Annotated in this window: 18 protein-coding genes; 11 read left to right on the top strand and 7 right to left on the bottom strand. The window is 65.8% G+C overall.

Features of this window, described 5'->3' with window-relative positions; translation table 11 throughout:
* Positions 1-70: 70 nt before the first annotated feature.
* Positions 71-4,330, top strand: coding sequence for a non-ribosomal peptide synthetase (locus tag H0485_RS07070; RefSeq protein ID WP_226934664.1), 4,260 nt, complete (start codon positions 71-73; stop codon positions 4,328-4,330).
* 513 nt (positions 4,331-4,843) lie between these two features.
* On the opposite strand, the gene H0485_RS07065 is transcribed toward H0485_RS07070, so the two are convergent.
* The gene (locus tag H0485_RS07065) at positions 4,844-5,341 is read right to left on the bottom strand and encodes a PRC-barrel domain-containing protein (RefSeq protein WP_226934663.1); all 498 of its coding nucleotides are present in this window, start codon (positions 5,339-5,341) and stop codon (positions 4,844-4,846) included.
* Positions 5,342-5,830: 489 nt separating this feature from the next.
* On the opposite strand from H0485_RS07065, the gene ndk reads away from it, so the two are divergent.
* Positions 5,831-6,253 carry a nucleoside-diphosphate kinase gene (ndk, locus tag H0485_RS07060; protein ID WP_226934662.1) on the top strand — a complete coding sequence of 141 codons (423 nt, stop codon included), beginning with the start codon at positions 5,831-5,833 and terminating at the stop codon, positions 6,251-6,253.
* Between the two features lie 74 nt (positions 6,254-6,327).
* Here ndk and cueR read toward each other — a convergent pair whose 3' ends face one another.
* Both cueR and H0485_RS07050 read right to left on the bottom strand, forming a co-directional pair.
* Positions 6,328-6,750: a Cu(I)-responsive transcriptional regulator gene (cueR, locus tag H0485_RS07055; protein ID WP_226934661.1), complete on the bottom strand. Its 423-nt coding sequence runs from the start codon at positions 6,748-6,750 to the stop codon at positions 6,328-6,330.
* Positions 6,747-9,017, bottom strand: a complete 2,271-nt coding sequence (locus H0485_RS07050) for a heavy metal translocating P-type ATPase (RefSeq protein WP_354002442.1) — start codon at positions 9,015-9,017, stop codon at positions 6,747-6,749. The genes cueR and H0485_RS07050 overlap by 4 nt, the downstream gene beginning before the upstream one ends.
* A gap of 172 nt (positions 9,018-9,189) precedes the next feature.
* On the opposite strand from H0485_RS07050, the gene H0485_RS07045 reads away from it, so the two are divergent.
* Complete coding sequence (locus tag H0485_RS07045; protein ID WP_226934659.1) at positions 9,190-9,387, top strand: heavy-metal-associated domain-containing protein; 198 nt, start codon at positions 9,190-9,192, stop codon at positions 9,385-9,387.
* A 726-nt stretch (positions 9,388-10,113) separates the two neighbouring features.
* Positions 10,114-10,488, top strand: coding sequence for a TfoX/Sxy family protein (locus tag H0485_RS07040; RefSeq protein ID WP_226934658.1), 375 nt, complete (start codon positions 10,114-10,116; stop codon positions 10,486-10,488).
* A gap of 43 nt (positions 10,489-10,531) precedes the next feature.
* Here H0485_RS07040 and H0485_RS07035 read toward each other — a convergent pair whose 3' ends face one another.
* On the bottom strand, positions 10,532-10,975 hold the full coding sequence (locus H0485_RS07035) for an RrF2 family transcriptional regulator (RefSeq protein ID WP_226934657.1): 444 nt from the start codon (positions 10,973-10,975) through the stop codon (positions 10,532-10,534).
* Between the two features lie 334 nt (positions 10,976-11,309).
* Between H0485_RS07035 and H0485_RS07030 the strand changes: the two genes are divergently transcribed.
* Complete coding sequence (locus H0485_RS07030; RefSeq protein ID WP_226934656.1) at positions 11,310-12,935, top strand: alpha-D-glucose phosphate-specific phosphoglucomutase; 1,626 nt, start codon at positions 11,310-11,312, stop codon at positions 12,933-12,935.
* Positions 12,936-13,124: 189 nt separating this feature from the next.
* Here H0485_RS07030 and H0485_RS07025 read toward each other — a convergent pair whose 3' ends face one another.
* Complete coding sequence (locus H0485_RS07025; protein ID WP_435531484.1) at positions 13,125-13,592, bottom strand: transglycosylase SLT domain-containing protein; 468 nt, start codon at positions 13,590-13,592, stop codon at positions 13,125-13,127.
* Positions 13,593-14,165: 573 nt separating this feature from the next.
* Here H0485_RS07025 and H0485_RS07020 point away from each other — a divergent pair.
* The 3 genes from H0485_RS07020 to H0485_RS07010 all read left to right on the top strand — a co-directional run bounded on the left by H0485_RS07020 (position 14,166) and on the right by H0485_RS07010 (position 16,736).
* Positions 14,166-14,747: an HNH endonuclease gene (locus tag H0485_RS07020; protein ID WP_226934655.1), complete on the top strand. Its 582-nt coding sequence runs from the start codon at positions 14,166-14,168 to the stop codon at positions 14,745-14,747.
* A 193-nt stretch (positions 14,748-14,940) separates the two neighbouring features.
* Entirely contained in the window at positions 14,941-15,828 is an 888-nt protein-coding gene (locus H0485_RS07015) for a hypothetical protein (RefSeq protein ID WP_226934654.1), read from the top strand.
* 173 nt (positions 15,829-16,001) lie between these two features.
* On the top strand, positions 16,002-16,736 hold the full coding sequence (locus H0485_RS07010) for a 16S rRNA pseudouridine(516) synthase (RefSeq protein ID WP_226934653.1): 735 nt from the start codon (positions 16,002-16,004) through the stop codon (positions 16,734-16,736).
* A gap of 28 nt (positions 16,737-16,764) precedes the next feature.
* Here H0485_RS07010 and H0485_RS07005 read toward each other — a convergent pair whose 3' ends face one another.
* Positions 16,765-17,025: an SH3 domain-containing protein gene (locus H0485_RS07005; protein WP_226934795.1), complete on the bottom strand. Its 261-nt coding sequence runs from the start codon at positions 17,023-17,025 to the stop codon at positions 16,765-16,767.
* 310 nt (positions 17,026-17,335) lie between these two features.
* On the opposite strand from H0485_RS07005, the gene H0485_RS07000 reads away from it, so the two are divergent.
* The 3 genes from H0485_RS07000 to H0485_RS06990 are packed head-to-tail and all read left to right on the top strand — an operon-like array spanning position 17,336 to position 18,641.
* Positions 17,336-17,713: an NADH:ubiquinone oxidoreductase subunit NDUFA12 gene (locus tag H0485_RS07000; protein ID WP_226934652.1), complete on the top strand. Its 378-nt coding sequence runs from the start codon at positions 17,336-17,338 to the stop codon at positions 17,711-17,713.
* Positions 17,710-18,201, top strand: a complete 492-nt coding sequence (gene mlaD, locus H0485_RS06995) for an outer membrane lipid asymmetry maintenance protein MlaD (protein ID WP_226934651.1) — start codon at positions 17,710-17,712, stop codon at positions 18,199-18,201. The genes H0485_RS07000 and mlaD overlap by 4 nt, the downstream gene beginning before the upstream one ends.
* Positions 18,198-18,641 (top strand): DUF2155 domain-containing protein, encoded by a 444-nt coding sequence (locus H0485_RS06990; RefSeq protein ID WP_226934650.1) that lies wholly within the window; start codon positions 18,198-18,200, stop codon positions 18,639-18,641. Before mlaD ends, H0485_RS06990 begins: the two co-directional genes overlap by 4 nt.
* On the opposite strand, the gene aat is transcribed toward H0485_RS06990, so the two are convergent.
* Entirely contained in the window at positions 18,569-19,225 is a 657-nt protein-coding gene (aat, locus tag H0485_RS06985; RefSeq protein ID WP_226934794.1) for a leucyl/phenylalanyl-tRNA--protein transferase, read from the bottom strand. The two genes, H0485_RS06990 and aat, sit on opposite strands and share 73 nt — an antisense overlap.
* Between the last annotated feature and the right edge of the window lie 14 nt (positions 19,226-19,239).

Below are 19,239 nucleotides of genomic sequence, written 5' to 3'. Positions count from 1 at the left end.
CAGAGAGTATAGAACGCTATGACGGAAGGGCCAGGGGCAGAGGATCCGACTTTGCGGTGGAGCGGGCGCAGTGGCATTTGAGGCGATATGCGCGGGCCCTCAGCCAGCGGCTCTGCCGCTGACCTCGGTTCAGGCCGGGATGGTCTATGAGACCCTGGCGGCGGGTCGCCCTGGCGTCAATTGCGAGCAGATCATTCTGACCCTCACCGATCCGGCGCTGGCGGGCAATGCCGGGCTGTCGCTGGAAGCGGCGCTGCGCCAGGCCTGGGCGCGCGCCTTTGAACGCCATGCCGGTCTGCGTATGCGTTTCACGGCCGGAGGCGAAAGCGAGGCCGGGCAGCGGCCCGAACCCGCCGCCAGCGCTTTTGCCGAAACTGGCCTTACCCTCCTGGATTTTTCATCCGCGCCAGATTGTTCTTCCGGGTCAGATCCCGAGGCCCGCTTTACTGCCTGGGCTGTGGCCGAGCGCGCCCGCGGCGCCGATCCCGGCAGCTGGCCCGGGCAGCGGCTGCATCTGGCGCGGCTCGGGGCTGAGGTGCTGGCTCTGGTCTGGACCTTTCCCCATGCTTTGCTCGACGGGCGCAGTTTTACCCTGGTGCTGCGCGAGGTTCTGCAGGATCTGCAGGCGCTGCTGGCGGGGCAGGCGCTGCCCGAACGCGTCGCAGCCCCGGATCCGGCGCCGCATTATCTGGCCGCGCGTGCGGCTGCCGCTGATCCCGGGGCGCTGGCCTTCTTTGCCCGGCATCTGCAGGGCTGTGAGGCGGCGGCGGTCCTGCCCGGGCCTGGTCTGCTGCCCGCAGCCAGCGCCACGCCTTTGCCCGAAGCTCTGTCCAGCCGCAGCCTGATGGCGGCCCTGAGCGAGGCCGATACCCTGGCGCTCAGCACGCTGGCCAGTGGGATGGAGGCCACGCTTTTCACTCTGGTCAATGCCGCCTGGGGGCTGGTGCTGGCGCGCAGCAGCGGCAAAGCCGCCGCGGTATTTGGCACCACCCGCACCGGGCGGCATCTGACGCCGGAAAGCAGGGATCTGGTTGGCTGTCTGATCAATACCCTGCCGCTGGCGCTCAGGATCAGTCCCGGGGATACGCTTGGCGCGCTGATCGGCCGGTTGCGCGCCGATCAGCTGGCGATGCGCCGCTTTGAACATGCCACGCCGGCGGCGATCCGCCAGGCGCTGATTGCCGCCGGTGAGGTGGCACCGGGCGAGGCGGCGCAGCCGCTGTTTGAGACCATTGTCATGGCCGAGCGCCAAAGCCTTGAGGCCAGCCTGCAGGCGGGCAACAGCGCGCTGCTGCGCCGGGTGGAGCTGCGCGAGGAGGGGGCGCTGCCGCTGACGCTTGCGGTTTACGGCGGGCCCTCGCTGGAGCTGCAGCTGGAATATGACCCGCGCCGCTTCAGCGCCGCTGAGGCCGGGCAATGCCTGGCCTGGCTGCAAAACCTGCTCGAATCCTGCGCCAGCGCCAGGCCCGGCACGCCGCTGGCGCAGCTTTCGATGCTGAGCCGGGCCGAGCGCGACTGGCTGCAGCTCTGCGCTGTGCCGCCTGACGAGCTGACCGCAGCAGAGCCGCCGCCCGAGCAGCGGATTGCGGCCCGGGCGGCGGAGGATCCGGATCGCCCGGCGCTGCTTTGCGCCGGGGAGAGCAGCCTGGAGGGGCTGAGCCGTGGTGCGCTGGAGCTCCAGGCCGGCGTGCTGGCGCGGCAGCTGGTGGCACGCGGCATCGGCCCGGGCCAGGTGGTCGCGCTTTCGCTGCCGCGCGGGCCCGGCTATGTGGCCGCGCTGCTCGCGGTGTGGAAAGCCGGTGCCGCCTTCCTGCCGCTCGATCCCGGCTGGCCGGTGGAAAGGCTGGAGCATATGCTGACCGACAGCGGCGCGGCGCTTTTGCTCTGCGCGGCCGGGAGCAGCCTTGCGGCAGGGGCGGGCGCGGTCGCAACCCTTGATCCGGCAGAGCTGCTGGTCCCTGTGCCGGATGGGGCAGAGGCGGCGGCTGGTCCGGCTGCAGCTGTCACGGAAGCGGATGCAGAGGCGGCAACAACCGGGGCCGGGGTCGCAGCCGCAGCCGGGCCGGAGGATCCGGCCTATCTGCTCTATACTTCGGGTAGCACCGGCCTGCCCAAAGGGGTTGTGGTGCCGCGCCGAGCAATCGCCGCCCATTGCAGCGCTGCGATTGCGCTTTTCGGCCTTACCCCTGCCGACCGGGTGCTGCAGTTCACCAGCCTCAGCTTTGATGTCTCGCTCGAAGAGATCCTGCCAGCGCTGAGCTGCGGCGCGCTGCTCTGCCTGCGCTCAGAAGCGGCGGGCCAGGATCCGCGGCAGCTGCTGGCGCAGATTGAGGCCCAGGGCATCACGGTGCTGAACCTGCCGACCGGCTACTGGCAGGCCCTGCTCGAGGATCTCGCGCAGAGCGGCCGCTTGCTGCCTGCCTCGGTGCGGCTGGTGATCGCCGGGGGCGAAAGGGTGCCGGCGGCAGCGCTGCGCCGCTGGCGCGCTTTGCTGCCCGATCTGGCCTGGATCAATGGTTACGGCCCGACCGAGGCCACGATCACTTCTGCCGCCTTTCTTCTGGCCCCGGGTGCGGCTGTGCCTGCTGGCGACGTGCCGGTGGGCAGGCCGCTGGCGCATAGCCGGCTTTATGTCCTGGCGGCGGATGGCAGCCCGGCCCCGCCCGGCGCGCCGGGGCAGCTCTGGATCGGCGGTCAGGCGGTGGCCCAGGGCTATCTGCGCCAGCCCGAGCTGAGCGCGGCACGCTTCCGGCCCGATCCGCAGAACCCTGCGCCCGGGGCGCGGATCTATGACAGCGGCGATCTGGCGCGCTGGGGCGCGGACCGCCAGCTCGCGCTCGGTGGCCGGGCTGACCGGCAGATCAAGCTGCGCGGCTACCGGATCGAGCCGGGCGAGATTGAGCAGCTGATTGAGGCGGTCAGCGGGGTCACTCAGGCGCTGGTCGGGCTGGTTGATCCCGGCTTGCCCGAGGCGCGGCTGTTGGCCTGGCTGCGGGGCACGCCGGGGGCGGATGGCCGGATGGAGCTGCCCGAGGCAGCGATTCTGGCGGCGCTGCAGCACCTGCCCGCGCCGCTGCGGCCAGAGCTGGTGCCGGTCAGCGACTGGCCGCTGCGCCCGGGCGGCAAGACCGATATCGCGCGGCTGCCCCGGCCGCGCGCTCCGGCCGTGCCAGCCGCGCTTTCGCGCAGAACCGGGGCCGGTCATGCTCTGCCCGCCGATCCGCTGACCCGGCGCCTGGCCGGGCATTTCGGCGCGGTGCTGGCCCAGCCCGGCTTTGGCGCCGATCAGGATTTCTTCCGCCAGGGCGGGCATTCCCTGCTGCTGATCCGGCTGATGGCCCGGATCGAGGCCAGCGAGGCGCAGCGCATTTCGGTGGCGGATCTGCACCAGAATTCCACGCCGCGAAAACTGGCGGCACATCTGGCCTCGGGCGAGGGGAATCTGGCGTCGGAAAGTGATTTTCTGATGCCGATTCAGCCGCTTGGCACCCGGACCCCGATCTATGGCGTGCATGTTCTGGGGCTGAATGGCAGCTATTACCGCCCGCTTGCCGCGCAGATGGGGCCAGACCAGCCGATCTTTGGCCTGACGGTCGGCCTGTTGAATGAGGCCACCCCGGTCGGGGTTGAGGAGACGGCGGCGCTCTATCAGCGGGTGATCGAGGCGCATCAGCCCGAGGGCAGGCTGGCGCTGATGGCGGTCTCGCTAGGCAGCTATATCGCGCTGGAACTGGCGCGGCGGCTGATCGCCTCGGGGCGCGAGGTGCAGATGCTGGCGCTGATCGATGCCACCGGCCCGGGTGGGCGGCCCAGCATCGGCACCCTGGCCCGGCTGGCCCGGCATTTCAGCGCGCTGCGCCAGCAGGGCCTGGGCTATGCCAGCCGCAAACTGGCCGAGCGGCTCGATGGCCTGCGCCATCATCTGGCGAAACTGCGGCTCGCGGCGGGGCGCTGGCTGTCACGCCACCGGCTCAGCCAGAGGGGCGGCGCGGCGGCGGGTGATGGTGCGCGGCAATCGGCCAGTATTGCCGATTTCGTCGCGGCGAATGCGCTCGCCATCGAATCCTGGAGCCCGGCGGCCTATCCGGGCCGGCTGAGCGTGATCCGGGCAACCGGCAATATTTCGGACAGTGAGGCCGCGATCACAACCGGGCTGGGCTGGGCGCCGGTTGCGGCGGGCGGATTTGAGGTTTTTGAGGTCGAGGGCGATCACCTGACCATTCTGGCCCATCCCGGCGTGGCTGAGCTCGCGCAGGTGCTGTCGGCGATCCTGGAGGGCTCCGCCAGCACCGCCGCGCCGCAGCCTGCCAGGCCGGATATGCCGGGCTGAGGCCGCCGGTAAAGCCGGGGGGCTCTGGCCTCGCCTGGTTCAGGTGTTGAGCAGGATATAGGACAGGGCACTCGCAGCCACCAGAAGCGAACCGGCGCAGCAGGCAGCGTAAAAGCGAATGATGTTCATCGGTCATCTCCCCAGGCGTGTAAACGGGTCATGTTGTTGAAAGGACAATGCAAATACCTGGGTTGAGGTTCCGCAAACCCGGGAGATTTTCTGCGCCCGCCAGAGCTGCGCCCGCCAGAGCTGCGCATAGGGCGCAGCGTATGGAGCGCAGCGCAAGAGATGGCCCGGGCGCGGGGCTCTGGCGTGTGGCTCTGGCGGGCGCAGGCGATCTGCGGTGAAAAATAAGGGGTCAGCCTGAGACTGACCCCTTCGTTCATTCTGGCCGGGCTGAGCGTCGGTCGGGGGGCAACCCGGCCCGGCGCGGGCAGCCAGATCAGGGCCAGACCAGCGCCAGAACAGAACCTGTCCTGAAGCTGATGCCGGATCCGGCTCAGCGGTGCCGCATTAAGGGGCCGGTGCTTCCCAGGCCGGCAAAGCTTTCAGCTGATCCTTGCTCAGCGAGACATAGCCGCGCAGATCGCCATCGGCATTGCGGTAGAAGCTGACCTGCTCCGGGCTCAGCGAGATACGATGCTCACCCATGCCGAGAAAGCCGCCGACATCGGTGACAATGCCGGTGACCTTGCCCGCGCCGTCAATCAGCAGATCGGCCACTTCGGCCACCGAGGCATCGGTCACGTCATAGATATCGACGCCTTTCAGCTCCTCTGCGGTCACGCTGGTGAACTCCACGGCGCTATAGCCTTCCGGTGCGGCTATCGCCGGGGCGGTGATGGCTGCCGGAGCAGCGGTTGCGGCGGGGGCGGCCGGAACCGTCGTGGCCTCGGTTTCGGTCGGCGCAGCCTGCGGTGCGGGTTCGACAGCCCCTTCGGTTCCCTGGGCAAAAGCCATGGTGGCCGAAGAGAGCAGAGCGAGGGTCAGGGCCGTAGCTGTAATACGCATGATCGTCTCCGTTAGCTGTTACGACGGGATAACGGGCGCTGCCGGATCCGGTGCCCCGGTTTCGGGCCGCTCCGGTACGGCAGGCGGGATCTGGCCTTTTGGGCCTGCGCGGGCGGGCGGGTTCCCCCCCAGGGTGCGAAGCCAGGAGGCTGGCGGGCGGAATAATGCTGATCCCGCCCGTAGTGTCAGACCAGGCAGCCAGAGCGCGCTGTGCGACCGGGCTGCCAGAGGGTGCCGGGGGGCGGGAAAGGGCGAAAGGGCAGCGCAGGCACCGGGGGGGGAGGCCGGAGGTCAGAGCCGGGGGGGCAGGGCGGGGCCTCGGACAGCCTGCCGCCCCCGCTGGCCTCACCCCCCTGGCCGCAGGGCCGGACAAAATCGCTGCATCCGCAGCCCCGGGGCTGAGCAGGAGCACTTTTCTTTGTGATGTTCCCATGCTAGCAGCCGCCACACACGGGCCGGATTTCAGGCCCCACAGAATTGGAGAGCCCGATGGCTGTTGAACGTACCCTCTCGATCATCAAACCCGATGCCACCAAGCGTAACCTGACCGGCAAAATCATTGCGAAATTCGAAGAGGCCGGCCTGCGCGTCGTGGCTTCGAAGCGCGTTCAGCTGACCGCTGCTCAGGCTGGTGAATTCTATGGCGAGCATAAAGAGCGCCCCTTCTTCGGCGAACTGGTCGCTTTCATGATCTCGGAGCCGGTGGTTCTGCAGGTTCTGGAAGGCGAGAATGCCATCGCGAAAAACCGCGAAGTCATGGGCGCCACCGATCCGGCTCAGGCTGCTGAAGGCACCATCCGTAAAGAATTCGCTCTGTCCAAAGGCGAAAACTCGGCTCACGGTTCGGACAGCCCGGAAGCGGCTGCCCGCGAGATCGCTTTCTTCTTCTCGGGCCTCGAACTGGTCGGCTGATCGGTTCCGGTTGCGAAATAAGGAAAGGCGCGCCCCAGGGCGCGCCTTTTTTCATCGTTGAAGGGCGGCGGTTTTCAGGCGCAGCAGTCGGTTTTTATCCGGGTCAGCCCTGCAGGATCGGCCAGCCCCTGGAGAATAGGGCAGTCGGGACGCTGATCGCCGGCACAGGCGCCCACCAGCTGTTGCAGGGTCGCCTGCATCTCCTGCAACTCGCGGATCTTGGCGGCGATCTGGTCAAGATGTTTTCCCGCCAGCGCTTTCACATCAGAGGAGGCGCGGGACTGATCCTCATAGAGCGCCAGCAGCGCCCGGCATTCCTCGATTGAAAAGCCCAGCGAGCGGGCGCGGCCGAGGAAGGCCAGCTTATGCAGATCGCTGTCACGAAAGCTGCGATAGCCATTGGCGCCGCGCAGGGGCCGGATCAGCCCGATCTCCTCATAATAGCGGATGGTCTTGGCGGGCAGACCGGCCCGGGCGGCCACTTCTTTGATATTCATGACAGGGCTCCGGTATAGCGCAGGCGCAAAGCATTCATCAGCACAAAGACCGAGGACAAAGCCATGGCCCCGGCGGCCAGAACGGGTGAGAGCATCGGCCCGCTAAAGGGCACGAGAACCCCGGCGGCGACCGGGATCAGCGCCACATTATAGCCAAAGGCCCAGAACAGGTTCTGATGGATATTGCGCATCACCGCGCGCGACAGATGCACTGCCGAGGCCACCGCGAGCGGCTCGCCGCGCATCAGCACCACATCCCCGGCCTCGATCGCCACATCGGTGCCGGTGCCCATGGCAATGCCCACCTCTGCCGCCGCCAGCGCCGGGGCGTCATTGATGCCGTCACCGGTGAAAGCGCCGCCGAGTTCAGCCACCAGCGCCTGTTTGCCCTCGGGCAACACCCCGGCGTGAACCTCCTCGATGCCGAGACTGTTGGCAACTTTGCGCGCTGCGGCAGCGCTATCGCCGGAAATCATCGCCGTGGTCAGGCCAAGCTCTTTCAGCGCGGCAATCGCCCGGGCAGATCCGGGTTTGATCTGATCGGCAAAAGTGGCCAGGGCCTCGGCCTCACGGCCGCGGCCGATATAGATCAGGCTTTCGCCGCGGCTGGCGGCGGCGTCACCGGCCCGGGCCAGGGCTTCGGGCAGGGTGTCAAACATCCGTGCCGAGCCGACCCGGATCAGCGTCTCGCCGACTATGGCCTCGGCCCCAAGCCCGGGCAGGCTGCGAAAGCCTTCGGCCGGCGGGGCATCAGGCACCGCTTCCATCAGAGCGCGGGCGAGGGGATGCGGGCTGCCGCGCTCGGCTGCGGCGGCGAGCGGCAGCAGGCTTTCATCGCCTGCGGTGCTGATCAGCCGGGGCCTGCCCTCGGTCAGGGTGCCGGTCTTGTCAAAGCTGATGCGGCGGGTGGTCGCCAGGCGCTGCAAAGCCTCGCCGCGCCGGAACAACACCCCCATTTCCGCCGCCCGCCCGGTGCCGACCAGGATCGAAACCGGGGTGGCGAGGCCCATGGCACAGGGGCAGGCGATGATCATCACCGCCACCGCTGCCGCGAGAGCACGCGCCAGATCGCCGGTTATCACGAGCCAGAGCGCCAGCGTCAGCAAAGCCACCGCCAGAACGGCGGGCACGAACCACAGCGTGACCCGGTCGATCACCGCCTGGAGCGGCAGTTTCGAGCCCTGGGCCTCGCCCACCATGGCGGTGATCCGCGCCAGGACCGTATCGGCGCCGGTGGCGCGCACCTCAATCAGCAGCGAGCCATTGCCATTGACCGTGCCGCCGGTGACCTTTGCCCCGGCGGTTTTGGCCACGGGCAGCGGCTCTCCGGTCAGCATACTTTCATCGACCGCGCTTTCGCCCGAGAGCACCAGCCCGTCAACCGGCACCCGCTCACCGGCGGTCAGCCGGATGGCCTGGCCCGGGACCAGGCTGGAGACCGCAACCTCGCGGCCATCCTCAAGCCTTGCGGTTTTGGGCTGCAGCCCGATCAGCCGGGCAATGGCCCGCCCGGCCTGGCCGCGCGCCCGCGCCTCCATCGCCCGCCCGGCAAGGATCAGCACGATGATCACCGCTGCGGCCTCAAAATAGACGGCGCGGCTGGCTTCGGGGATCAGGCCGGAGGCAAAGAGCACGAGGCTCGACCAGCCCCAGGCCGAAAGCGTGCCCAAAGCTACAAGGCTGTTCATATCGGGGGTGCGGCGGGCGAGGGCGGGCAGGCCTTTCTGGAAAAACCGCCGTCCCGGGATCGAGAGCACAAGCGTGGTCAGCACGAACTGCATCAGCCAGAGGCTTTGCTGGCTGGCGAGCGAGAGCAGCCAGTGGTGCAGCGCCCCGGACATATGCCCGCCCATTTCGCTCAGAAACACCGGCAAAGCCAGGGCAGCGGCAATCGCGGCATCGCGCCAGAGGATCTGTTCCTCGGACCGGCCGGTTTCCCCGGCGGTTGCGGCAGGCTCTGCGGCCAGCGGGGTGGCGGCAAAACCGGCCTGGCTGACCAGAGCGGCGAGGCCAGCGGCATCACCGGGGCGGTCCATCTCGATCCGGGCCCGGCGCAGTGCCAGATTGGCCGTGGCCGAGATCACCCCGGGCTGGGCGTTCAGCAGGCGCTCGACCCGTCCGGTACAGGAAGCACAGCTCATCCCCTCGACCGAGAGATCGACGACATGCTGCGCCGGGCGGGCGGGCTGCGGGGGGGGAGCGGCAGAGCCTGGCGAAGGGGAAACTGATGGTGAGACTGACGGGGAAACTGACGAGGGAACTGACATGGCGATATCCTTTCGCCATCCCATATGGGGCTTCCAGTCACTGGAAGGTCAAGACCTGTTTCAGCCCTGGCCCTGTGCCCGGCACATAGCAGGGCTGCGCTGTGGTTTCGGCGCTTGACCTTTCCGCACGGCGGTCGGCTATACCGGCGGAAGTTTAAAGGCGGAGAGAGCCATGCCGGTTTATTCGGTTCCTGATATGTCCTGCGGCCATTGCAGGGCCAGCATCGAGAAGACACTGCTGCCGCTGAGCAGCCGGGTTGAGGTGTCGCTGGAGCGGCGCGAAGTGCTGGCCGAAGGGCCTTCGGCGCAGGAGGTGATCGCGGCGCTCGCGGCGATTGGTTTTGTCGCCACAGAGCTTCCCCAGGGCTGAGCCTGACTTCCCGAGGCTGAGCCTGGATCAGGCGCTGCGCCAGTTCTGGCCCCGAAAACACAGAGAAAATCCCGGGCGCGGGGTTTTCCGTGGCTTTGGCCTGCCGGACTGTGACTATTGTCGCACATGTGATCAATCATGCCACAGAGGTGACGGTCCCCCTCCTTGTTCTTGCCATAAGGAAGGAGCAGATGAGGCGGAGTTGGATTTAACTCGTTGGAGCAGAAAAATGACGAGCCGGCAAGCACAGCAACAGGGCGGCAGCACCACGCCGCAACAACAGCCTGTGCAACAGGGCAGCACCCCGCAGCAACAGCAGCAGGGCGGCAGCACCCCGAGGCCAATCTATAACGACTGGGCCTCAATCTGAGGGCTGGTCTGCCGCATCGGGCATGCGCAGCAAAAGGCCCCGGCCTGATCGCCGGTCCCTTGTAAACTGCGCCCGGGCGCTGAAAGAACAGGGTCAGCCGCAGGGCTGGCCTTTTTGGTTTGACAAAGCACATGACGCGGCTCACTGGCACTGGCACTGGCCCGCTGCGGCGCGCGGCCTGACCGGGCCTTCCTGCCGCAAAAAGCTGTCGCAGCCCGGCCCGGTTGCGCTATATTCTGAATGCATCGCCCGGCCGCCGGACCCGCTGACCCTGAGGCTGCGCCGATCAATTCCGCCCGGGCCTTGCGTACGGGGTCCGTCACCATGTCCCAGACCCCAGCCCCGAGGACAACAGGATGTCTGCCGCCCCTGATAGCCTCCCCGAGACCGATGACGCGCCGGTCTCCTCGATCCGCAATCTTGGTCCGGCGAGCGAGGCGGGTTTTTTGCGGGCCGGGATAACCAGTGCCGGGGCTTTGCGGGCCATCGGTGCCGAGGAGGGCTACCGGCGCCTGCTGCTCGCGGGCAGCAGGCCGCATTTCATCGGGTTTTATGTGCTGGTGATGGCGCTGCAGGGCAGGCCCTGGAATGATTGCAAGGGCGAAGAGAAAAAAGCCCTGCGGCGCCGGTTTGATCAGATCTGCCGTGAGGTGAAATCCTCAGGTGGCGGTAGAAATTATGAATTTGAAGCTAAAATAAGTCAGTTTGGTGTGGTGCGGCGGCCTGGCTGAATGCGACGGCAGCAGCGGGGCCGGAACCGGCCGGATTGAGCTGTCAGCAGGCGATCGGCAGCTGCAGACGCTCTTCCAGCGCCAGATTGCCGCCGACCAGATCAGAGATCATGCTGCGATCCAGGGTCTCATAGAACTGCTCCAGTGCGCTGGACAGTACACAGGTCAGCCGGCAGGCCCCGGCCAGCGGGCATTTGGGATTTTCATGCCCGATGCAGTCCGAGAACGGCAGGACTTTCTCGAACTGGCGAAAGACCTCGCCGACCGAGATGGTTTCTGGCGCGCGGGCCAGGGTCAACCCGCCGGCGCGGCCGCGGATGGTGTGCAAAAAGCCATGCTGCGCCAGCAGGTAAATCACCTGGGCCAGATGGTTTTCCGAAGCACCGCAGGCCTCGGCAATCTCGGCGCGGCGCACGATCCGACCGGGATTGGCGGCGCAGAACATCAGCGTGCGCATGGCCAGGCTGGTGCGAATGGTCAGATGCATGAAAAACTCCTTGGTAATGAAAATACTGCCCCTAGCAGAAAGGTTTTTGCCGCTCTGCGCATTGACATAGATCAGATGCAGCTTTCTGCCCGCCCGAATGGGCAGGTCTGACGCTCATTGCCGGGCTGGTTCGGATCGGTCCCGGCGCTCCCGGAGGCAGGCCGGATCGGCCCGATCCCGGCCTCTCAGCTGCTGCGCTGCAACTGGTGCTTGACACCACCCGCCCGCAACTGACAGCAGAGAGGCCGCCAGGCATTGCCGCAAAGCATCGGGTTCTGCAGCGCAGACCCGCCGCCTTTTGCCGCTGATCCCTGGTTTTTACAGGAGCGTTTCTATGGTCACCACCGTCGCCACTGCCCCGATTGCCGGTCAGAAGCCCGGCACCAGCGGGCTGCGCAAAAAAACCCGTGTGTTCATGGGGGCGCATTATCTGGAGAATTTCATCCAGGCTTTGTTCGATACGGTCGGTGCCGCAGGCAAAACCTTCGTGCTCGGCGGTGACGGGCGCTATTTCAACGACCGGGCCGCTCAGGTGATCCTGCGCATGGCTGCGGCCAATGGCGCGGCAAAGGTGATCATCGGCCAGGGCGCGCTGCTCTCGACCCCGGCGGCCAGCCATCTGATCCGGCTGAACCAGACCGATGGCGGCATCATTATGTCGGCCAGCCATAATCCCGGCGGCCCGGATGCGGATTTCGGGGTTAAGTTCAATATGCCAAACGGCGGTCCGGCCCCGGAAGCGGTGACTGAGGCGATCTATGCCCGTTCGGCTGAGATCAGCAGCTATAAAATCCTTGAGGCGGCGGATGTCGATCTGGGAAGGATCGGCGAGACCCGGCTGGGCGCGATGATGGTCGAGGTGGTCGATCCGGTCGCCGATTATGCCGATCTGATGCAAAGCCTGTTTGATTTCGACGCGATCCGGGCGCTGTTTGCCAGTGGCTTTGCCATGCGTATGGATTCGATGTGCGCCATCACCGGCCCCTATGCCCGTGAAATTCTGGAAAACCGGCTGGGCGCGGCCCCGGGCACCGTCACCCATGCCGAGCCGCTGCCCGATTTCGGCGGTATGCATCCCGACCCGAACCCGACCTGGGCGCATGAGCTGATGGCCGAGATGATGGGGGAGAATGCCCCAGATTTCGGTGCCGCTTCGGATGGCGATGGCGACCGCAATATGGTGGTCGGGCGCGGCATCTATGTCTCGCCCTCGGACAGTCTCGCCGTGCTGGCGGCCAATGCCCATCTGGCACCGGGTTATGCGGCGGGGCTGAAGGGCGTGGCGCGTTCGATGCCGACCTCGGCGGCAGTGGATCTGGTAGCAAAGTCGCTGGGGCTTCAGGCCTATGAGACCCCGACCGGCTGGAAATTCTTCGGCAATCTGCTCGATGCCGGGCGGGTGACGATCTGCGGCGAGGAAAGCTTTGGCACCGGATCGGATCATGTGCGCGAGAAAGACGGGCTCTGGGCGGTGCTGCTCTGGCTGAATATCCTCGCGCTGCGGCGCGAGAGCGTGGCGGAGATCCTCAGCGCGCATTGGGCGAAATTCGGCCGCAATTACTATAGCCGCCATGATTTTGAGGCGATTGACAGCGCAAAGGCCGATGCGATGTTCGCCAGCCTGCGCGAAGCGCTGCCGGGCCTTGCGGGCCGCGAGGTCGCCGGGCTGAAGATCACCACCGCTGATGATTTCGGCTATGAGGATCCGGTCGATGGCTCGGTGTCGCGCCAGCAGGGGCTGCGACTGCTGTTTGAGGGCGGCAGCCGCGCCGTCTTCCGCCTGTCGGGCACCGGCACCGAAGGCGCGACTTTGCGGCTTTATGTCGAGCGCTATGTCGCCGGGCCGGAGGGGCTGGACGAGGATCCCCAGGCGGCGCTTGCGCCGGTGATTGCCGCGGCGCATGCGCTTGGCGCGATTGAGCATTTTACCGGCCGCGTCACCCCGGATGTGGTGACCTGATCCGCGCCCGGGCCGCGGGCGCTGCCCCCGGCTGCCTGGCCCCCGACTGGTCCCGCCCCCGACTGGCCGGGCCGGGCAGTCTCCCCCGGGATATTTTCAGACAAATGAAACAGGCGGGGCGGGGAAGATTCGCGCCGCCTGTTTAACTATCCCCGCCGGAGGCATCCCCGGCCCGAGAGAGGCGCCGCCTCAGGATTTCAGCCCGGTCTCGCGCAAAAGGCCCCGGCGTTTGGCCTCGTAATAATAGCCATTGGCATACCATTTCACCGCCCGGTCCTGGCTGCCATCCGAGACCATCCAGGCGCCGCGCAGATATTTGCCGGCATAGTGCAGATTGGTCTCGGCATCGAGCAGCCCCTCGGGCGGGCCCTTATAGCCCATGGTTCTGGCCGTCTGCGGATGGATCTGCATCAGCCCGTAATAGGGGCCATTGCGCGCGCCGGGATTATATCTGCTCTCGCGCTGGATCACCCGGTGCAGCAGGCTTTCGGGGATCTGATGCTGCGCCGCATAGCGGCGGATCAGGGCGCGCATTTCCGGCGTCTCGCCGCCATTCAGCCCGTGAGAGGCGGCCGTATCGCTCGGCCTGCCGCAGGCACTCAGCATCAGCGGGGCGAGGGGCAGAAAAGTCAGCAGAGCGCGGCGGGACAGGGGCATAATATAACCTTGGCTGAGAATAACTTTGCATAAAAGCCAGCGCGGCTGCAGGCAAGTCCGGCCTGCGGCTGGCTCAGGGCGCAGGCACAGCTTCGCGCATGGCCCGGGCCAGGCTCTGTCATATCCCTGTCAGCGAAATCCGCCAGACTGCCCGGGCAGAAACACTCTGCCGCCGCAAGGGGCGGCGCCTTAGCCTGGGGCTTGCGTGAGAGATTTGCCTGGATATAGTCGGCGCGTTGCAGGCCAGGTCGAAGACCCCGGCCAGAAAGCCGATCCGAGCGCGTCCAGGCTGACAGAAGGCAGGAGCCCGATGGAAGTAAATGGCAGACCCTCCGGCGTGATCCCTGGCGTGCAGTTCTGCGCGCAGCTTCCTCTGGCGCGCCAGGGGCTGAACCACCGGATCCATCTGCTCTGGCCGCTCCGGCCTGTCAGTCCTGCTCTGTCCCGATCGGGATCCGACCTCCGGCGCGTGTGCCTCACGCGCCTTTTTTATTGCTTTGTAAGACCGGGTTGGGTGGCGCGCGGGCCGGGCGTGCCGCGATCCGGGCTGGTTTGTGGAAAGGAGGCCCGCCGATGAGCGGTGCATTATCGGGTTTACGGACCCTGGTTCTGAATGCGGATATGCAGCCCCTGAGCTGGGCCCCGCTCTCGGTCTGGTCCTGGGAGGATGCTTTCGTGGCCGTGCATCAGGAGCGGGTGGTGCAGGTGAAAACCTATGAGGGGGTGATGGTGCGCTCGGCCACGCGCGAATATGAGGTGCCGGCGGTGGTGGCGCTGAAAAACTACCGCAAGCGTCGCAAAGTGGCTTTCACCCGCTATCATCTGTTCCTGCGCGATGAATTTACCTGCCAGTATTGCGGCCGGCGTTTTGCCGCAAAAGAGCTGACCTTTGATCATGTGATCCCGAAAAGTCGTTCGGGCGGCTCGCGCTGGGAGAATATCGTCACCGCCTGTGGCCCGGACAATCACCGCAAGGGCAATAAGACCCCTGCCGAGGCCGGTATGCGGCTGCTGCGCCAGCCTTTCGAGCCAACGCCGCGCCAGCTCGATGCCGCGGCCCGGCGCCTGCCGGCGGTGCGTGGCGAGCTGCAGCGGACCTGGATGGATTTTCTCTACTGGGAGAGCGAGCTGATCAGCACCGAAGACTGTGCCTGAGGCGCAGCGGCTGCCCAGGACCGGCTCGGGGCCGGGGGCAAGGGCTGGGCAGGGGTCTGGCTCGGGGCTGCACTGATCGGGAATACGGCGCCCCGGCGCCACAGATTTGTAACTGGTGATTTTTTATTTTCTGCCGCTCAGGGCAGGACAGGTTTTTTAAAGCACGATCCACAGATCTGAACATGGATTTTGGATGATGAATTTTATAAAATTTTTTAGCCGCCGCGCGCCAGATGGCGAGACAGGCTCGCAACCGATCGCTGAACTGCGAAAGGCCTGGCCGACAGCGGTCAATGCCTATTGCCAGGGACAGATGCCAGAGGCAGAGCTGCTGCAGGCGGGTTTTGCCTATACTCTGCGCCGCAGCGGCAGGCGGCGCCTCGTGGTGATGTTGTCGGCCACCATGGCGCATACGCTGCAGAAATATCCGTTTGACGCCGATGTGCTGTTCCTCGTCGATATCAGCAATACCTATTTCTGTGTGCCCTGCGACGGGATTGCGGCGATGATCAGCGCGCTGGTGAGGAAAAATGGCTATAAAGCGGTTGATTTCATCGGCTGTTCCAAGGCCGGGACCGGGGCGCTGAATATTGGCGCAAGGACCAGCCATCTGGTGCCTGGCACCGCCTGTAGCGTCTATGCCTTCTCGCCGCAGACCCAGATCTATCCGCATCACCCCAATGCCGATTTCTTCCCCAGCTATAAAGCGCTGAAGCCAAGACTGGAGGCGCTGCCCGGGCTGATCCCGCTGCTGGCGCGCAACAGCGATCTGGCCCGGCTCGATTACAGCCGGCTGAAACGCTGCCTGGTGATTTTCGGCACGAAAATGAAAATCGACGCTTTTGAGGCCAACCGGCTGGCCGCGAGCAAAGGCGTCACGCTCAGCCCGATTGTCACCGGCCAGCATTATACCCTCGGCTTCTATACCATCCCCGCCAATGTCGACCGCGATAAGGCGCGCCAGAAATTTGCCGAAGCCGATGATCCCGATATCGTCGCGGTCCGCACCGATGAATCCATCGACGAATATATCAAAGTTTCGGCGGATATGGGCTATTCGCTGGCAGGGCTGATGCGCTGATCCGGGGCCGCCGGGACTGCGCTGCTCGGCGCCGCTCGACGCTGAGCGGCGACTTTCGCCTGCCTTTGCTGGCATGGCGGGCCAGGATGGCTTAGGGGAGGGCAAAATGGCCTGCCGCCCCCCTGGTGCAGGCTTTGCGCGCCCCGGACCCCGCAAGCAAAGGAGCCTCAGCCATGGCGAAAATCCCGACCTCCCGCGTTGACAGGCTTTTGTCCTCGATGGGCTATGGCTCGCGCAAGGAAATGGCGCGTATGGCGCAGGCGGGGGGCATTCTGCTCGATGGTGCCGATCTGACCGATCTGTCGCAGCGCCTCGCGGTGACGCCCGATCTGCCGGGACGGCTGGAGATTGACGGCGCGCCGCTTGATCCGGTGCCGGGGCTGGTGGTGATGCTGAACAAGCCGCTGGGCATGACCTGTTCGCATAAGGAAGAGGGCGCGCTGGTCTATGATGTGCTGCCTTTGCGCTGGCAGCGCCGCGATCCGCAGATCTCGACCATTGGCAGGCTTGATAAAGCGACTTCGGGTCTGTTGCTGATGACCGATGACGGCGAGCTGCTGCACCGGGTGATCAGCCCGAAACGCCATGTGCGCAAAACCTATCGCGCCAGCCTCGCCCGGCCGCTGAGCGGCAAAGAGGCGGCGCTGTTCGGCTCGGGCCAGCTGATGCTGGAGGGCGAGACCAAAGCGCTTGCCCCGGCCAGGCTGGAGGTGCTGTCGCCGACCGAGGCGAGGCTCAGCGTCACCGAGGGGCGCTATCACCAGGTGCGGCGCATGTTCGCCGCCGCAGGTAACCATGTCGAGGCTTTGCACCGCGAAAGCATGGGCGAGCTTTGCCTGCCCGAAGATCTGGCCCCCGGGCAGTGGAAGCTGCTGGATCAGGAAGAGATTGCGCGGATTTTCCGCTAGGCTGCTATCGCGAGGGGTTTCCGGCAGCTTACAGCTTGCGCAGATAGCCGAATGAGACCCAGCCCCGCAGCCCGCGCGCCAGTTTCAGCGACACTTTGCACCAGCGCGTGCCGCCCGATTGTTCGCAGTTCAGCACCCGGACCTCGGTGCCATTGGGCAGGCCGACCAGCACCCGGTAGCCGGTGCCAGGCCCTGAGCGCATTTTCAGCATGTCATCGGCCGCGACCCCCATCACCTCATAATCGCCACCGGCGGCGGCAGCGGGGCCAGAGAGCAGGGGCGCCGCCATCAGCACAGCGAGCGCGAGGGAAACGGAGAGAGAAAACCTGGTGCGCATATCCTGCCTGTCCTTCTGCATTGCTGCCCCCCGGTTTTAGGGGGCGGGCAGGGCCGGGCGCAAGGGTGGCGTGGCAGGGCAGCCACAGCGGGCACGCGCGGGCGCGCGCGCGTCCGGCCTGTTCGCGGCAATCTCCGCCCACAGGGCGCTGTTTCTCGCCCAGGGAGCGGGCAGCGGGGCAATTCTGCGCCTCTTGGTGCTGGACCTTTGTCGCTGCCTCGGTCATATCGGGGGGAAGAAAAGGCCCTCCGGAGACCTGCGGATGAAAAAGTTCCTGCTCAGCTTTCTGACCTGGTGGAACAGCGAGACGCTGAACACCCGCTATTTCACCTGGCGCAAAGGGGTGAAAATCGGCGAGGATGATCAGGGCAACCGCTATTACCAGTCGCGCAATGGCGAAAAGCGCTGGGTCATTTTCAATGGCGATATGGAAGCCAGCCGGGTGCCGCCGGACTGGCATGGCTGGCTGCACCGCATGTGGGATGAGCCGCCGACCGAAAAGCCGCTGATCCGCAAATCCTGGGAGAAGCCGCATCACGAGAATCTCTCGGGCTCGGATATGGCCTATGTGCCGCCCGGCTCGATCCGCCGCGCTGCACCGGTGGTGCGTCAGGATTACGAAGCCTGGCAGCCTGAATGAGCCGTTTCGGAGCAGAAGTGCTGACCGGGGCAGTGGTTCTGGTCGTGGCGGCGGGATTTGCCGTCTACGCTGCCAGCGGCGCGGGTCTCGGGCTTGGCGGCGAGAAAACCTATCCGCTCAGCGCTTCGTTCCGCGCGGTTGACGGCATCCGGGCCGGATCCGAGGTTCGCCTTGCCGGGCTGAAGGTCGGCACGATCACCGAGCTGAAGCTGAACCCGCAGACCTTCTTCGCCGATGCCACGATCCAGATGCGCGAGGGCATCGAACTGCCGGTGGATTCCGCCATCCTGATCTCGCAGGACGGGCTGCTTGGCGGCAGCTATGTCGAGATCCGCCCCGGTGGGATGCTGGAAAATCTCGGCCCCGGCGATGAGATTGAGGATACCCAGGGCTCGGTCTCGCTGATCTCGCTGTTTATGAAATTTGTGGGTGGCTCGGGCGGCGATAAATCCGCTGAAACCAGTGTTGACGGAGCGAGTGAGGGATGAAAAAGGCCCTGGTGCTGCTCGGCGCAATGGCATTTGCCGGCACAGCCGCCACCCAGGCGGCGGCGCAGAGCTTTTCCGAAGCCGAGGGCGCGGTGCTGCGCTGGCTCGATACGCTGACCGGGCGCACCGGTGATCTGGAACTGTCGCGCGGCCAGGCGGCCAATAATGGCCGGCTGACCATTCAGCTCGATTCCTGCCGCTATATGGCCGATAACCCGGCGGCTGAGGCTGAGGCGCATCTGACCATTCTCGACAGCAGCCGCGAACAGCCGGTTTTCTCGGGCTGGATGCTGGCTTCGGCCCCGGCGCTCTCGGCGATGGAACATCCGCGCTATGATGTCTGGGTGCTGCGCTGCATCGTTCCGGGCTATAAGCCGCCGGAAGTGACGGATGTGCCGGAAGAAAACGACGAGGCCACCGATGAGGGCGCGGGCGAATAACCCTCTGGGGTGAAATCGCCCCAGGCCTGGAGCGCCCGTTTCAGCAGCTGGTGATAATGCGACCGGCTGATCTCGATGCCGCCAAGACTGGCGAGATGCGGGGTCAGGAACTGGGTGTCGAGCAGCATAAACCCCCCCGCACGCAGCCGGTGTACCAGCCAGGCCAGAGCCAGTTTTGAGGCATCGCTGCGGCGCGAGAACATGCTCTCACCAAAAAATGCCGCGCCAAGGCTGACGCCATAAAGCCCGCCGATCAGCTCGCCCCCTTCGCGCACTTCCAGGCTATGGGCAAAGCCCATATCGTGAAGAGACTGATAAAGCTCAAAAATGTCTTCATTGATCCAGGTTTCCTCACGTTCGGCACAGGCGCGAACGGTGGCGGCGAAATCCTGGTTGATCGTGACCTGCCAGGGGGAGCGGCGGATCACCTTGGCAAGGCTGCGCGAGATATGCAGCCCGTCGAGCGGCAGCACGCCGCGCCGTTGCGGATCGACCCAGTGCATTTCGGGATCGTCACGCGATTCGGCCATAGGAAAAACTCCTGCCGCATAGGCATGCAGCAGGAGTTCCGGGGTCACTTGCAGTCGCTGAGCCCCGC

The sequence above is a fragment of the Pseudogemmobacter faecipullorum genome (assembly GCF_020539525.1).
GTDB classification, from domain to species: domain Bacteria; phylum Pseudomonadota; class Alphaproteobacteria; order Rhodobacterales; family Rhodobacteraceae; genus Pseudogemmobacter; species Pseudogemmobacter faecipullorum.
The sequence above is the reverse complement of the archived record's forward strand: the minus strand, read 5'-3'. Positions and strand labels throughout refer to the sequence as shown.

What these genes read in the sequence shown, in the direction of transcription:
- H0485_RS07010 (WP_226934653.1), top strand. Translation starts at nt 16,002, where the DNA reads ATGGCGAAAATCCCGACCTCCCGCGTTGACAGGCTTTTGTCCTCGATG.
- ndk (WP_226934662.1), top strand. Translation starts at nt 5,831, where the DNA reads ATGGCTGTTGAACGTACCCTCTCGATCATCAAACCCGATGCCACCAAG.
- H0485_RS07035 (WP_226934657.1), bottom strand. Translation starts at nt 10,975, where the DNA reads ATGCATCTGACCATTCGCACCAGCCTGGCCATGCGCACGCTGATGTTC.
- H0485_RS07020 (WP_226934655.1), top strand. Translation starts at nt 14,166, where the DNA reads ATGAGCGGTGCATTATCGGGTTTACGGACCCTGGTTCTGAATGCGGAT.
- H0485_RS07065 (WP_226934663.1), bottom strand. Translation starts at nt 5,341, where the DNA reads ATGCGTATTACAGCTACGGCCCTGACCCTCGCTCTGCTCTCTTCGGCC.
- H0485_RS07040 (WP_226934658.1), top strand. Translation starts at nt 10,114, where the DNA reads ATGTCTGCCGCCCCTGATAGCCTCCCCGAGACCGATGACGCGCCGGTC.
- H0485_RS06990 (WP_226934650.1), top strand. Translation starts at nt 18,198, where the DNA reads ATGAAAAAGGCCCTGGTGCTGCTCGGCGCAATGGCATTTGCCGGCACA.
- H0485_RS07000 (WP_226934652.1), top strand. Translation starts at nt 17,336, where the DNA reads ATGAAAAAGTTCCTGCTCAGCTTTCTGACCTGGTGGAACAGCGAGACG.
- H0485_RS07030 (WP_226934656.1), top strand. Translation starts at nt 11,310, where the DNA reads ATGGTCACCACCGTCGCCACTGCCCCGATTGCCGGTCAGAAGCCCGGC.
- H0485_RS07025 (WP_435531484.1), bottom strand. Translation starts at nt 13,592, where the DNA reads ATGCCCCTGTCCCGCCGCGCTCTGCTGACTTTTCTGCCCCTCGCCCCG.
- H0485_RS07045 (WP_226934659.1), top strand. Translation starts at nt 9,190, where the DNA reads ATGCCGGTTTATTCGGTTCCTGATATGTCCTGCGGCCATTGCAGGGCC.
- cueR (WP_226934661.1), bottom strand. Translation starts at nt 6,750, where the DNA reads ATGAATATCAAAGAAGTGGCCGCCCGGGCCGGTCTGCCCGCCAAGACC.
- H0485_RS07050 (WP_354002442.1), bottom strand. Translation starts at nt 9,017, where the DNA reads ATGTCAGTTCCCTCGTCAGTTTCCCCGTCAGTCTCACCATCAGTTTCC.
- H0485_RS07005 (WP_226934795.1), bottom strand. Translation starts at nt 17,025, where the DNA reads ATGGCGGCGCCCCTGCTCTCTGGCCCCGCTGCCGCCGCCGGTGGCGAT.
- mlaD (WP_226934651.1), top strand. Translation starts at nt 17,710, where the DNA reads ATGAGCCGTTTCGGAGCAGAAGTGCTGACCGGGGCAGTGGTTCTGGTC.
- H0485_RS07015 (WP_226934654.1), top strand. Translation starts at nt 14,941, where the DNA reads ATGATGAATTTTATAAAATTTTTTAGCCGCCGCGCGCCAGATGGCGAG.